Origin of the sequence: uncultured Lamprocystis sp., from assembly GCF_903933125.1 — a bacterium.
GTDB lineage: Bacteria > Pseudomonadota > Gammaproteobacteria > Chromatiales > Chromatiaceae > Thiodictyon.
In genome coordinates this window covers 1-14,532 of sequence record NZ_CAIZIZ010000368.1, presented here as the reverse complement: position 1 = coordinate 14,532, position 14,532 = coordinate 1, and the positions used below count along the sequence as shown (strand labels likewise).

Annotated in this window: 11 protein-coding genes and 2 pseudogenes; 2 read left to right on the top strand and 11 right to left on the bottom strand. The window is 63.0% G+C overall.

The window, feature by feature from the left end:
- Positions 1-79: 79 nt before the first annotated feature.
- From QZY03_RS19230 to QZY03_RS19180, 11 genes and pseudogenes are all read right to left on the bottom strand, one after another.
- The gene (locus tag QZY03_RS19230) at positions 80-607 is read right to left on the bottom strand and encodes an NADH-quinone oxidoreductase subunit B family protein (protein ID WP_295583776.1); all 528 of its coding nucleotides are present in this window, start codon (positions 605-607) and stop codon (positions 80-82) included.
- Between the two features lie 199 nt (positions 608-806).
- Positions 807-1,343: a 4Fe-4S binding protein gene (locus QZY03_RS19225; protein WP_295583775.1), complete on the bottom strand. Its 537-nt coding sequence runs from the start codon at positions 1,341-1,343 to the stop codon at positions 807-809.
- A 24-nt stretch (positions 1,344-1,367) separates the two neighbouring features.
- Positions 1,368-2,285: a respiratory chain complex I subunit 1 family protein gene (locus QZY03_RS19220; protein ID WP_295583774.1), complete on the bottom strand. Its 918-nt coding sequence runs from the start codon at positions 2,283-2,285 to the stop codon at positions 1,368-1,370.
- Positions 2,286-2,287: 2 nt separating this feature from the next.
- Positions 2,288-3,961, bottom strand: coding sequence for an NADH-quinone oxidoreductase subunit C (locus QZY03_RS19215; protein WP_295583773.1), 1,674 nt, complete (start codon positions 3,959-3,961; stop codon positions 2,288-2,290).
- Positions 3,958-5,837, bottom strand: a pseudogene (locus QZY03_RS19210) (proton-conducting transporter membrane subunit). The gene QZY03_RS19215 and the pseudogene QZY03_RS19210 overlap by 4 nt, the downstream one beginning before the upstream one ends.
- The gene (locus QZY03_RS19205; protein WP_295583772.1) at positions 5,837-6,331 is read right to left on the bottom strand and encodes a hydrogenase maturation protease; all 495 of its coding nucleotides are present in this window, start codon (positions 6,329-6,331) and stop codon (positions 5,837-5,839) included. Before QZY03_RS19205 ends, QZY03_RS19210 begins: the two are co-directional and overlap by 1 nt.
- Positions 6,328-7,200 (bottom strand): FAD/NAD(P)-binding protein, encoded by an 873-nt coding sequence (locus QZY03_RS19200; protein ID WP_295583771.1) that lies wholly within the window; start codon positions 7,198-7,200, stop codon positions 6,328-6,330. Before QZY03_RS19200 ends, QZY03_RS19205 begins: the two co-directional genes overlap by 4 nt.
- A 9-nt stretch (positions 7,201-7,209) precedes the next feature.
- Complete coding sequence (locus tag QZY03_RS19195; RefSeq protein ID WP_295583770.1) at positions 7,210-8,265, bottom strand: 4Fe-4S dicluster domain-containing protein; 1,056 nt, start codon at positions 8,263-8,265, stop codon at positions 7,210-7,212.
- A 23-nt stretch (positions 8,266-8,288) separates the two neighbouring features.
- The gene (locus QZY03_RS19190; RefSeq protein WP_295583769.1) at positions 8,289-10,193 is read right to left on the bottom strand and encodes a molybdopterin-dependent oxidoreductase; all 1,905 of its coding nucleotides are present in this window, start codon (positions 10,191-10,193) and stop codon (positions 8,289-8,291) included.
- A 783-nt stretch (positions 10,194-10,976) separates the two neighbouring features.
- A complete protein-coding gene (locus tag QZY03_RS19185; RefSeq protein WP_295583768.1) occupies positions 10,977-12,356 on the bottom strand; it encodes an NAD(P)/FAD-dependent oxidoreductase in 1,380 nt (459 codons plus the stop codon).
- 21 nt (positions 12,357-12,377) lie between these two features.
- Positions 12,378-12,848, bottom strand: a complete 471-nt coding sequence (locus QZY03_RS19180; protein WP_295583767.1) for a hypothetical protein — start codon at positions 12,846-12,848, stop codon at positions 12,378-12,380.
- Positions 12,849-13,700: 852 nt separating this feature from the next.
- On the opposite strand from QZY03_RS19180, the gene gvpA reads away from it, so the two are divergent.
- Positions 13,701-13,919, top strand: a complete 219-nt coding sequence (gvpA, locus tag QZY03_RS19175; RefSeq protein ID WP_020503491.1) for a gas vesicle structural protein GvpA — start codon at positions 13,701-13,703, stop codon at positions 13,917-13,919.
- 251 nt (positions 13,920-14,170) lie between these two features.
- A pseudogene (locus QZY03_RS19170) lies at positions 14,171-14,532 on the top strand (hypothetical protein); the annotation flags it as partial.

The window sequence follows — 14,532 nt, the reverse complement described above, 5'->3', positions numbered from 1 at the left end:
TCCTACCGTAGGAGCGGCCCACGGCCGCGACGAGTGCCGGTTTGGATCTGGCCGGATTCATGAGCAAAGCCCGTGGCCGCTACTTGAGCAGTTCGTAAATGACATTGCGCTTTTTCCAGGCCTCGTTGCGCTCGTACATGTCGATCGGGAACTCGACCTGCTTGAGCTCGATCGGGGCGGCCTCCTTCTCGACCAGGCCCAGCGCCAGTGCGACCCCGAACAGGATCGCCTCGGGGCGCGAGGGACAGCCGGGGATGTAGTAATTGACCGGCAGCACCTTGTCCACGCCGCCGGTGACGTTGTAGCTGTCGAACCAGGCGCCGCCGCCGCTGGCGCAGGAGCCGATGGCAAAGACCAGCTTGGGCGACGGAATGGCCTCGTAGGCGCGCTTCACGAGCGGCAGCGTCGGCCGCGTGACGGCGCCTGAGATCAGCATGGCATCGGCATGACGCGGGGAGGCGACCAGCTTGATCCCGAACCGTTCGACATCGTAATAGGGCGTCAGGATGTTGAGGATCTCGATATCACAGCCGTTGCAGGCCCCGGTGTTGCAGTGATAGACCCAGACCGACCGCTTGAACATCCGTTTGCAAAGGTTTCTTAGCATGGTTGGCTCCTAAACCGCGTCCGGCGCGAAATGCGTAATTTTCATTGTGTGTTCAGCCTTGGGGATATAACCAACCTCGGTAAAGACGCGGTTTAAAATTGATGCTCTTCAAAACTATAAACCGCGCCAACTCCATCAATTGTCGAGTCTGCCGGGGCCGAGCCAATCCAAGAACATCGCATACCGCGCTGGGCGCGGTTTAGCGGCTGGGCCTTTGATACTGCTCGGTGGCAGCCAGCGTCTCCGGCGAGAAGGTGTCCGTCGTCTGGCGGATCAGGGCGCGGCTCTCGAGATTGTCATAACGGAAGCCCCGCAATTCCATCCGATCGATCACATTGGTCTTTTCCATCTCGTAGCAGCGACCGCAGCGCTGGCAGGTCAGCATAAATAACTCCAGCCGGGTGGTGATGTCATTCTTGTCATCACAGGCGGTCTGGAAGTTGTTGCTCATCGTGATGGCCTCTTCCGGACAGACGTCCGCGCAACGACCGCAGTAGGTGCAGCGCGAGCCGTCATAGAGCATGACACGCAACTCCTGGCAGACGTCGCGGGTCAGGATGCACCGTGCCGGACAATGGTTTGCGCAGCCGCCGCAGCCGAGACATTTGTGATGGTCCCAGACGGGCTGGCCGCGGAAGGTCGCGGGCGCCGGGGCCGGCTGCCGCGGGTAATCCAGGGTGACGATCCCAGGCTTCATGACCATCAGGATCTGTTTGATTTTACTGGTAAGCCACATGTGATTGGTCCCTTTCCCGGAGCATCAGCCAAAGAGCGCGCCGGCGACCGCGCCCAGTGCGAGCACGAACAGGCCGGCAAAATAGTTGAGCGCCTGATCGATCCGATAGCGCGGATGGGTGGCGGCGAGCAGTCCGATGACCAGGAATACCAGGGCCGTCAGGAGCAGTTGCAGGATCAGGTCGACCACCAACAGCCCCGAATGCAGGAGCGGCACGAACACGGCGATCGGCAGATAGGCATAGAACATCTGCTTGATCATCATGTAATACTTGAACAGGGCGTAATTGGGGCCGCTGTATTCGATGAAAGGACCACCGAGCAGTTCCTGTTCGGCCTCGGCGATATCGAAAGGCTGCCGCCCAACGAAAGCCTGCAGGGCGAAGAGCGCGATGACGATCATGATCAGGCCGGACCACCCGTAATCGCCCGCCGGGGTGCCGTAGAGCACTGTCGTCAGCTCCAGGCTGCCGGTCTTGATGACGCCCAGCAGCAGGATCATGAAGAGAATGGGCTCGACCATGATCATGGTCGTCATTTCCCGGCTGGCGCCGATCAGCGCGAAGATGTTCTTGCCCGAAAAGGCGCCGACCAACACGGCGACGCCGCCCAGGGTGAGCAGATAGATCAGTGTCAGGGTATCGGCATAGGGCGTCAGCGCGGTCGCCCGCCCGGCGACCGGCAGAATCATGACCACGCACAGGATGGAGGCAAGCGCGACCAGCGGCGCCAGACGGAACGGCAGGATGCCGACCGCATCGATATTCTCCTTGCCGAGCAGTTTCAGGAGATCGTAGAGGGGTTGCCACAGGGGCGGCCCCTGACGATTCTGTACCCGCGCCGCGACGCGCCGGACGATCCCGTCGAAGAGCGGCGCCAGCGCCAGGAACAGCAGCAGGTTGGTACCGACCAGCAGCCAGGCGGTTTCGGTCGTCGGATTCATGGTCAGGCCCTGTGCAGTTGTTCGCGCGACAGAAATTCGAGTTCGCGCCTGGTCATGGAACTGGCCTTGCCCGACTGTAGATCGATCACGGCCACCCGGTCGGTGCAGGAGAAACAGGGGTCGATGCTGCCCATGATGATGGGAAAGTCCCCGAACTGCTCATTGAGCAGCATCAATGGCACGGCCTGCAAGTTGGTATAGGTCGGCGCCCGCACCCGCCAGCGGTCCGGACGGTTATCTTCGCCGGTGATGACATAGTGCGTCGATTCGCCGCGCGGCGCCTCCACCGTGGTGATGGCGTGCCGCAGGGCCGGAATCTTGTCCTTCAGTTCGACGAAGATCGGACCGGCCGGCATCTTGTCCAGCACCTGGTGGATGATCCGGATCGCCTCATAGGTCTCCAGCACCCGTACGACCAGGGTCGACCAGACGTCGCAGTCGGTGAGCACCGGAACGTCGAACTTCATGTCGTTATAGGCGGCGTAGGGATGGTCGCGACGGGCATCGATATCGACTCCGCGCGCCCGTGCCACCGGTCCGATCAGCCCCCAGGCGATGGTCTCTTCCTTGGTAATGGTGCCCACACCCTTGGTGCGCTTGTGGATCGAGCTGTCCTTTTCGATGGCCCGGTGGATGACCCGCAGTTCTTCCTCGATCTTCTTGACCACCGCGCGGATGTCGTCGGCGATCTCCGGGGTGATGTCGCGGCGCACGCCGCCGATCAGGACCATCCCGTAGGTCTTGCGGTTGCCGGTGAGGCGCTCGCACAGCCACATCAGTTGCTCACGGACCCGCCAGGCCTGCATGAAGACGGTGTCGAAACCGATCAGGTGGCCGGCGACCCCCAGCCATAGCAAGTGCGAGTGGATACGCTCGATCTCCAGCATCAGGGTGCGGATGTATTCGGCACGGCGGGGGATCTTGATACCCCCAGCCGATTCCACCGCCTGGGAGAAGGCGGTGGCATGCACCGAACCGCAGATGCCGCAGATGCGCTCGGCGATGAACGGCACCTCGTTGTAACTGACCTGGGTCTGGCAGAGCTTTTCGATGCCGCGATGGGTCATGAAGCCGCGATAGTCGCAGCCCTTGATCGTTTCACCATCGACATAGACGGCGAAGTGCTCGGGCTCGTGCAGGCTCGGATGGAAGGGGCCGATGGGGACGATCTTCGTCCCAGGCGGTGCCTCGTCGAGCTGATAGGCGACGTCGTCGGCACCCGGCGGGACCAGATCGTACGGCACCTCCTTACGCAGCGGGTAGATGCCCGCGGGCCAGTCGTCGGCGAGCACCAGCCGCTTGGGCTTGGGGTGGTTGGTGAACTGCATGCCCAACATGTCCATGAACTCGCGCTCGGACCAGCCGGCGGACGGCAGGTCGGGGGTGATCGACTCCATTACCGGGTCGATGGCAGGCACCTTGGTGCGGACACAGATGAAGTGGTCGTTGCGGTCCATCGAAAAGGTATGGACCATGCCGAGGGTGCCATCGCGGGCGATGTTGTCATAGCCGACGCCACACATGTAACGGCCGCCAGCCTCGGTGACGATGCGCGCCGCCCGGCGAATCGCCTCGCGCTTCACGTCGATGAAGATGGTCCGCTGGTCGGTCTTCTCGACGCAGACGACTTCGTCACGCAGTTGCGCCGCAAGTTGTGCCTCAAGCTCTTTTCTCATCTTGCACCTCTGCGCACGTTGCCGCCGGTCCACCACATGAAGTTCTTGAAGGCCGTGTAGATGTGACTGCTCGTATAACTGTTGGCGCCGTTCAGGGTCTGGTAGCCGCACAGCCAGACGGGCGCCTGACGCTGTTCGGCACCGCCCGCCCGCCGCAGCCAGGCGGCGAACAGACCGGCGACACAGAGCACGGCGAGCAGCACCAGCGGCATGACAAAAGCGACGGGGTGACTGTTCGGGGCGAGCGTGAGACTGACCCCGGCCCAGGACTGCGCCAGCGAGGCCGCCGTCGCCGGATCGACAAACAGGGGCTGAACCAGGGAGCCCGCGGAAACCGCGAAGACCTGCATGAAGAGGCCCACGAAGAACAGGGGGAAAAAGCCTTGGACCAGGCAGAGCGCCGCGATCAGTGACATCGGCAACAGCATGAGCACACCGACCTCGCGGACGCCGTTTCCACGGGTCCATTCGATGCCCGCCGCAGTGAAGCTCATGCCGAAAAACTTGACGTAGGAAGCGAGCGTGATGGTACTGGTCATCAGTGCGATCACGGCGAAGAGGACGATGAGTCCGGCGCTCTTGCCACCGAGCAGGCCGCTCGAAACGATCGCCCATTTGCTGATGAAGCCGCTGAAACCGGGGATGCCGGCGATCGAGGCGGAGGCGATGGCGCTAACGAGCGCGGTGATCGGCATCAGCTTCAACAATCCACCCAGCCGGTCGAGATCCTTGGTGCCGGTCGCGTACTGGACGCTGCCGGTGCAGAGGAACAGGAGGCCCTTGAACAGCACATGGTTCACCGCGTGATAGAGGCCCCCGACGAGTGCCAGGACCGCCAGCGTATTGAGCAGCGGGTTGTCGTTGAGCACGAACCACTGCGCGCTACCGATCGCCAGCAGGATGTAGCCCATCTGGCCGATCGAGTGGTACGCGTGCAGGCGTTTGGCGTCGTGCTGCTTGAGTGCCTGCACGGTGCCAATGAACAGGGTGACGACGCCGAAGCAGGCGACGATCAGGCCGAGATAGCGGCCGCCATGCGTCTGCACCTCGGGCGGGACCATCCAAAACAGCATACGGATCATACCGTAGACACCGGTCTTGATCATCACGCCGGACAGCAGGGCGCTGATGGCGAGGGTGCGGATGAGTGGGCATCCGGCAGCCAGATCTGGCCGAGCGGGAACATTCCGACCTTGGTGCCGAAGCCGAACAGCAGCAGACCATAGATCAGGGCGCGCAGACCGGTCCCGGCGCTGCCGAGACCCTCGCTCAGGGCGTGCAGCGGCGTCCCCAGGCCGGCGTTCGGGATCAGCGCCGCGGCGGCGACGATGGCGAACCAGGCCAGTTCCATCAGCAGCAGGTACTTGGTAGCGCTGCGCGTGATGGCCTGGTCCTGATGATCGAAACGGATCAGAAAATACGACGCCACTGTCATCATCTGCCAGGCGATAGTGAAGCCGATGCTCAGATCGTCCACCGCGACGATGCCGACCATGCCGGCAATGAAGATCGGGTAATGGAACAGAAAGCCGCCCAGACCGTATTGGCGGTAGTGTTCCATCTCCATATAGCCGATGCAGTAAAAGGCGGTCAGGGTGGACATCAGGGCGATGAGCCCGAGAAAGAGCGCCGAGAATCCGTCGATCAGGAAGGGAATGGAGACCCCCCCCAGGTGCAGGACCAAGGGCTCGCCCCGTGCGCCACCGCTCAGCACCTCGATACTGACCAGCGCGAACGCGACACCGGCCGCCAGACAGAAGGAGAAATTCAGCGCACCGGCGAGTTTGCGCCTGCGGGCGAAGAGCGGGGTGATGAGGGCCGCGGCCAGGAGCAGTAGTAAACCCGCAAACAAACCATCATAGATTGTGAAAACCATCATTTAGAACTCTTTGCTATGCGCCGGACCAGGTCGATGACCGCTTCAGCGCTGGCCAGAATTTCCGGGTCAATGGCCGTGCCGTAATCCGTATTGGCGGCGACGATGCCGAGCAGCCAGACGTCCTTGCCGTGGTGCCGCAAGACACCGGCGGTAGTGGACAACGCGAGTTTATGCGTGGAGTAGCCACTGTCGGCCGCTTCCAGGTCCTCCAACCGGCCCAGCACCACGGCTCCGGGCTCGGTGCCATGGCCCTGCACGGCGTCGATGACCAGGACGTTGCGCACGGCGCTGTCGGCGATGCTGAAGCAGTAGTTCTCGATGACGTCCTCGGCGTTGATCACCGTGTGGCGCCCGGCGGCGGCCATCGCGGGCGCGAGGCGCTCGGCGATCAGGGCACCGACGGCATCGTCATTGCGCAACGGGTTGCCGACGCCGACGATGCAGGTCGGCTGCGCGAGGATGTGCCGCAATACCGGTGCGAATTGGGTCATATGACCTCGCCCAGGGTCTTGATCTGGTGATAGGTATAAACCGGCCCGTCGGTGCACACCAGGGTCCGGCCGATGGCGCAGTGCTGGCACTTGCCGATACCGCATTTCATCTGCCGCTCCAGGGTGGAGATAATGTCGTCCTCGCTCATGCCGCGCTTGAGCAGTTGGGCGATGACGGCGTTGAACATGACCGGCGGACCGCACACGAAGGCGACGGTGTCCTCGACCGGCACCTTGGCTTTTTCGATGAGATTGGGGACATAGCCGACCTGGCCTTGCCAGCCCGATTCGGGACGGTCGATGGTGATGAACGATTCAAAACCGTCGACTTTCTTCCATTCCTCGATGTCGGTCTGGTAGAGCAGATCGCCCGCGCTGCGGGCGCCATAGAGTAGGATGATCCGCCCGAAGTCCTGGCGATGCTGCAAGGCATGCACGATGGAACTGCGCAGCGGAATCAGGCCGATGCCGCCGGCCACATAGACGATGTTCTTGCCCTTGATGGTCTCGAAGGGGAACCCGTTGCCGAATGGGCCGCGCAGGCCCAGCTTATCGCCGGGGCGCAGCGCGTGCAGGGCATCGGTCACCTTGCCGACCGACCGCACGGTGATGTGGAGACGGTCGTGTTCCGGGCTGGGCGGCAGCGAGACGGCAAATTCCCCGGCGCCGAAGACCGTGCACATGATGAACTGGCCCGACTTGATGCGGAAATACGGCACGACTTCCGGGTTGAGAAAGGACAGATAGAAGGTCTTGACCTCCGGCGCCTCGTCCTTGATCTCATCAATGTTGACGACTTCCGGGAAAGTGACGATCGGACAGCGGCCGGTGTCCCGGCACGCCTCGGAATGGTGCTGTGAGTGGGTCATGGGTGAAACCTATTCGGTGGTTTCGCGACGGATGTACTGGACGACATTGGGCAGGCCGATATCGCCTGGACAGACCAACTGACAACGGCCGCAGCCGACGCAGCCGGGGCGCAGGTATTTCTTCGATTGGGTGTAGGAGAGCTTGCAGAAGAAGCGCTTATTGCGGCGGTCTTCCACCGGGGCGCGCGGATTGTGGTCGCCGGCCATGCGGGTATAGCCCGAGAAGGAGCAGGAATCGCGGGTGCGCAGACGCTCGCAACTGTCGCCGCAGAGCGTGACGTCCTCGATGTTGAAGCAACTGCAGGAGGGGCAGACGAAGGAGCAGGCGCCGCATTCAAAGCACTGCTGGCCGATGTATTCCCAGATTTCGTGTTTCACGAAGCCGGTGGTGATGCGGTTCATGGCGCGCGAGATCCAGGCCTTGTTGTCCTTGGCCTGATCCGGGAAGCGCTCGACGCAGCGGTCGACCACCGCCGCTTTCTCGGCCAGACGCCGGTGCTCGGCCGTCTTCCAGCCGTGGGCGTCGGCCAAGGCCTGACCCTTTTCGCTCCCTACCTGCACCAGATAACCGTCGTCCAGCCGGGTCAGATCGAGGTCGAAGCCCTCGTCCGCCGCCGGCCCCGTGTGGGTGCACACGCAGAAACATTGATCCCAGGGGCGCGTGCAGGTGTTGGTGATCAGAAGGCTCTGCCGGCGGTGCGCCAGATAGACGTCATCGACGAACTCCTGCCCGAGGAAGAAGCGGTCGAGACATTGGATGCCGGCGAGGTCGCACGGACGCAGACCAAAGAGCACCTTGGGCTTTTCGCCATACTGCTTTTCCAGGGTGACGCGTTGCGCCTGGGCGTCGTAGCTGTACTTGAGAATGCGCTCCATCTGCGGGAACAGGATCTCCTTGACCGGCATGGACGGAATCGCCGCGTCGAGATCGGGGAGTTCGGACTCCGCCAGCAGATCGAAAAAGACCTGTCCGGTCTGAGCGTTCACTTGCGGCCCATAGACCGCGTGCGTTTTCTGGAGTTCCCGCGCGAGGTCGTTGATGTCTTGCGTCGTCAGTAAATACATGGCAATAGCCTCGACCTCTGCGCTTACTTCTCTTCGATCCGCACCGGGATGATGCTTTCCTCACCCGCGGAAAAGGCGTTGTCGTACCGGATCAGGAAATCCGAGATCATGTTCTTGATGAAATAGGGGATGTAGGCCGTCCCGGGCTGCACATCCGGAGAGACCTTGACCGCGATTTTCATGCTGGTTCCGGTGCTCGAGGTCAAATGAACCAGCCACTTGTCCTTGACCTTGAGCTTCTGCGCGTCTTCCGGGCAGATCTCGACATAGCCCTGCGGATAGAGCAGCAGGGTCTGGTCGTACTCGCGGCGCGGAATCAGGGTCTTGCGCATCAGGTTGTTCTGGTGCCAGAAGTGCCGGCCCTTGCCAACCATGAGCGCGAAGGGGAACTCCTCGCAGGTCGGCGACTTCGGGTAATCGATCTGGACCTCGTGGAACTTCATCTGGCCCGCCGCCGGGAAGGCGGTGATGTCCCAGTGGATGCCGAACCCCTTCGCCAGTCGATGGTGGGTGAGATCATGGTAAGCGGGAATGGCATCGGTGATCGCCAGAAAGACCTCGGCCGCGTCACGCCAGCCCCAGGTGTACCCGGCCTGTTCGGCGATGGCCTGATAAACGCGCCAGCCCGGCAGACCGGCGCCGGGGGTGTCGGTGTTCTTGCGGGTCAGCTGCACGCGGCGATCGGCGCAGGTGTAGGTGCCGTCGGACTCGTTGTAGGCGGTCAGCGGGAAGACCACGTCGGCCAGGTCCATGAATGCATTCCTGAAGGCCCCGCAATAGACGACCAACTCCAGCGCGGCGATGCGCTCGCGGTTGCGGATGATTCCGTCGTCGTGATCGACGACGAACAGGGCGCGCAGGGGGGAGTCGGGATCTGCCAGACTGCCGAACACACTGTGGCCGGCTTCGCCCGAGAGGCCCATGTCGAAGCTGCCCTGCAGGTTGCTGATGCCGGCCACCGGGATCAGGGCGGACTGCGGGTCGTCCATCCGGTCGGTGAGCACGGCCAGGTTGCAGATGGCCTCAATGGTCCGCTTGTCGAGCCCGGAAATCCCGGACGGGAACAGAATGACCACCGAGCGCGCCGCGTCGAGAATTTGCGCCTCCTCCTCGATCTCCTCGTAGCGGATGCCGCTGGCGTTTTCCAGCGCCACGGATGAGATGGTCCGCAGCGCATTGACATACTGGGTATAGCCGGCCAATCGGTCGATGTCGGCATGGCGCGCATGGTTGACCGTGCGCAGGGCGTGCAGGGCCTTGGCCAGCGCGTTCAGCACCAGTGCCTTGGTGCCCGGTTTTTGCTGGAAGTGCTTGGTTGACAGCTTGGCCATCTGGGTCCTGGAGCTGCTCAAGCTCACCAGCCGCGCGCCGCGTCGCTGCGCGGCATGGAGGTTACCGCCGATGATCGGGTTCTGACGCGCGATGTCGGTGCCGACGATGAGGATGTAATCGGCCTTGTCGATCCGGGTCAGGTCGCCCACCGCACCAGGGTAGCCGAAAGCGTGGCTCAGACTGTCCATGCTGTTGCGATGCCCGGCCTCAGCCCCGACGCCGAGGAGGTGCGTTTTGAAGACCTCGCGGGCCAGCCGGCGCAGGGCGAAACCATCCTCGTTGGAGGAACGGGCCGATGCCAGCAGGCCGATCTCGTCGGCCGCGCCGTTGCATTCGCCTAGGCGCCGCACCACCAGCGACACCGCCTCGTCCAGGCTCGCCTCGCGCAGCCGGCCGTCCTCGCGGATCAGGGGGGTGGTGATCCGCTCATTGGTGTTGAGCAGCTCGTTGGCATGCCAGCCGCGGACACAGAGCTTGCCCTTGCTGACCGGGTGGCTGACGATCGGGGCGACGCCCAGAACCCGCGTGCCGTCGGTCTTCAGAAATTGTCCGCATCCGGTACCACAAAGATTGCACACGCACGCTTGGTAATTCATAGATGGCCACGAGCCGTTCGTTTCATGGGGCAAGAGTTCGGGAAGGACGGCGGGGACTCGCGACCCCGCCCTCCAGGTTGATTCGGATATTGGTCAGCTCAGCAGCAGCGCGATGGCGGAAGACCGTGTTTGCGGCCCCAGGGTACCATCGGGAAACGGAGTGACCGCCGGGCAATAGCATTGGAAGCGTTTGACATGGTCGAAAGCGCGTGGGCGGCAGATGGGCCTCGATCAAGATTCCGGCCACTTGGGCTCGCTGGGTGCGTCGTCAGGCCATCCTGGCCTGACACCGTCAGGGCTGGAAGCCCTGCCTACGCACGCCGCTGGCCGGGATTACGATCAAGGCCGGCAGATGGTCGAGAGGGCGTGCCAACCACTCAGTGGCAGCAGTGACCTGGCAGCTTGTTGGACGTATCGCGTAGCCTGATGATTACCGTTTACGAAAACCTAAATACCAGTTTACTTCAATCGGCGACTTCATAAAACCCGCCAGGTTGCTAGGAATCCAAATGCTGGTTGATTCATTGTACGGACTGATTCTCAGCGTGACCTGGAAATCTCCCGCATTGCTTAGCAGATTCCCGTATTAAACAAAAATCACAAATTCTTAAATAGCTCGGGACTCAGCCGACTTCCGAAGATCTTCGTACCACGCCGACTCGCGCTCCGGCGACTGGGGCGATGCGACCGGAGACCAACGCTTGAGCGGGCGGCAGCGCCCCGGTCGGCTGAAGCCTCGGCCTCCGGTCTGTCTTGCGGGTCCGAAGTGATCGGGACTGCACCTTAAGCGGAGCCCTTGCCGACACGGGCCAGAATCCCCTCAGCCGCCATCAGGCCGTTCACCGCGGCGCCCACGATGCCGCGCGACTTGCCGGCACCGTCGCCCGCCACGAAGAGCCCGGGGACACTGGTCTCCAGGTTCTGGCTGGTGGGATAGCGGACATCATAGAACTTGATCTCCGGCACATAGATCACGGTCGAAGGATGGGCGACCCCGGGGATGACACGCGCGAGCAGTTCCAGGCTCTCCTGGAGATTGCGCACGATCCGCCCGGGGTAGGCGAAGGAGATGTCGCCCGGGGTCACGCCGGGGCCGGGCGGCAGGGTCGGGAGCAGCTTGTCGAACCCGCGTTCGGGTGCGTCGAAGGCGTCCCGCGTGGAGCGGCGCCCGGCCATCAGGTCGCCCCAACGCTGGCAGATGAGGCTGTTGCCGCCGCCCCAGAAGTTGGCGAAGCGCGCCACCTGCTGGCCCATGGCGGCGGTGTCCTGGAGGGGCTCGGTCATGGTGACCGTGTTGAGCAGGGCGAAGTTGGTGTTGGCGGTCTTACTGGCCCGCAGTGCATCACCATTGACCAGGCGGAATTCCCGGTGCTCCTCGACCCGCACCCGCCCGCCGGGGTTGGTGCAGAAGGTGCGGGTACGATCCTGGTGGGTGGGGGTGATGAAGACGAACTTGGGATCGTAGAGGACCGCGGTGATCTCGTCATAGACGGCGGCGGCCACCTCCACCCGACAACCGATGTCGATGGCTCCATAGCCGGTGTCGACCCCCAGCGCCCTGGCTTTCTCGCGAAACCAATGGGCGCCTTCGCGCCCAGGGGCGGCCAACAGAATCTCCGAGCGCACCCGCCCGCGAGAGGTCTCGATCAGGAAACCCCCGTCCGGGGCCGGCTCCAGACTCAGAACCTCGGTCTCCAGCAGCAGGGTGCCGCCGCGACTGCGGATGGTCTCGGCCAGGGCCGCCGTTACCCGATGGGCGAAGTCGGTGCCCATGTGGCGCTGGCGCACGGGAACCAGGGTGATGTCCCATTCGCCCTTGGGGGTGCGCCGACGCACCCAGGACACCCGGTCCAGCCACCACTGGATGCGGGCCTGGTCCACTCCATAGAGGGTCGGGTCCGCACCATGATCCAGGAACACCCGATCCACCACCTCGATTCGCTCTTGGGCGGCAGCCGCCGTGAGCCGCAGTTCCGCGAGATCCAGCCCGATGTGCGGTGAGAGATTGAGCTTGCCGTCGGTGGCGCCGCCGGCGCCGCCGGGCCGGTTTTTGCGGTCGATGATCAGGACCCGGAGGTGGGGGGACAGGGTCAGGGCCGCGAACAGCCCCGCCGGTCCAGCCCCGATGATGACGACGTCGACCTGTTGGGCAGTGTGGGTCATGGGCGGGAACCGAGTGGTTGCTTAAGGCGCCGCATAGACGTCAACAGCACCCTTGGAAAAAGCGACCGAGCCATCCAGGTCGCGGGCTTCACAACCGGTCAGAACGATCTTGAGCCGGCGTTGCGGGGAACCGTACTCGATCAGCCGAACATCAGGAAAAGTCGCCTCCTGCATCGTCCAGGCATAGACCTGCCACGGCTGAGGGCCATGCTGATTGCTGCCGTCATACAGCAGATTCGGGGATTCCGCACGGCGCGGCTTCTTATAGACACCGATATCCCAGCCGGTCGAGTCGTCATGGTCGGCGACCAGGACACGACCATTGCCAAGATCCGCCTGCAAGTCGCGCGCGGGATCCATCACATCAAAGGTCAGTACCTTTCTCCAGGCGGCGGGCGCATCGGCCGCGGAGACGTCATGGCCTTGAACACCCATCGACAGGACACCGATCGCGCCCAGCGTACGGAAGACCTCAAGTTTTCCCAACTGCATTTTTCGCATTTTCATTTCTTTGGTTATTAATAAAGGACCTGGGATACTGGCTCATCACTCCGGCCACCGGAGCGCGTGGCGCACAGCGCCGGGCCGACGCGTGACACCGCGGAGCGCCTGGGCAAGGATTCGGCACGGACCCGCCTGGAGTCCAAGCGTTCTTTGCCCGCATCAGCCGGCGCTGTTGGTCAGGGCAGGCTACCACCAAAGCTCCCGCGCGAATCGGCCTTGATCGTCATCCCGGCCAGCGGTATGCGTAGTCAGGGCTTCCAGCCCTGACGGTGTCAGGCCAGGATGGCCTGACGACGCACCCGGCGAGCCCAAGTGGCCGGAATCTTGATCGAGGCCCGCGAATCACCTTGTCACGCGCAGCAGGTCAAGCAGGTTTTCCTGTTCGAAAACGCACGCCTTGAGCGCGTCATCCTGCGCCGCCGGCGCACCGCCAGCCGCAGCATCGTGCCCGGCGATGAGCAAAGACCAAGTCTCGGGAAAAAAGCAGGAACGGCGACCATGCCTATGGAAAGCACTCCATGGTATGACCCGCCAACGCGGTCTGGCGCCGCCGCCCGGATCGGGAGACAGCCACCCAAGCCTCTGTTTTAGTTAAATGCCATCGACCGCATTCAGCTTGTGCTGCGCTTGGCACGATCAATGCTTTATAAGACACAAGCGACCACACTGGCAGGATGCCAAACCAAAGCGCCGGAGACCCGTCAGCAGTACCAGCGGGCCAGGGTCGACTTGAGCGGCAAGGTCCGGTGCGAATGGAAGCGCGCAGTACCGCCGGATCCGCCACGGTCGCTAACAGCGCACGTTTCGTGCAAACTTTTCGACGTTCAGAGGTCTACGAACATGGCAAAAGTCGCCAACTCCACTGATTCATCCAGCCTGGCCGAAGTGGTTGACCGCATCCTCGACAAGGGCATCGTGATCGATGCGTGGTTGAAGGTCTCCCTGGTCGGTATCGAGCTGCTCGCCGTTGAAGCCCGTGTGGTCATCGCGTCGGTCGAGACCTACCTGAAGTATGCCGAGGCCATCGGCCTCACCGCTCCTGCAGCCGCTCCGGCCTGATCGCGCCTCTCGCGTCCCTGGCGTGTCGCTCCGATGCCGTCAGGCATTGATCCTGAGCGACACGTTTCACCGGGTCGGGTTCTAAACGGCACCGCAGCGTTGGGCCGCGCGGGTAACCCTAGCGCCCCGTCGGCGACCGACCGTCGCGCAGCACGCTGAGCGAAGGCGCAATCGTCGAATATTCATCGGATTGGGTCGAGCACAACGACACCGACCCGTTCACTCCCAAGTTGATTTCCGCGAGGCATAGAATGAGCGTCGAAGCGTTGCAAGCTGTCCGTGACGTCCCCGCGATGAACAGTGACAATGTACAGCCCGAGGCGAGCGACACCTTCGTGGCCACCCCCCAGGTCGAGGCATTGGCCGAGCGGGCCTCCGCCTATCTCGAGGCCGGCTTCCCGGTGCATCTCGCCGGCCCCGCGGGCACCGGCAAGACCACCCTCGCCTTCCATGCCGCGGCCAAGCGCGGCCGGCCGGTCAAACTGATTCACGGCAACGATGAATTCGGCGTCTCCGACTTCGTCGGTCAGGACAACGGCTATCGGCGCAACACCCTGGTGGACAACTTCATCCATTCAGTGGTCAAGACCGAGGAAGAAGTCCGCACCTTCTG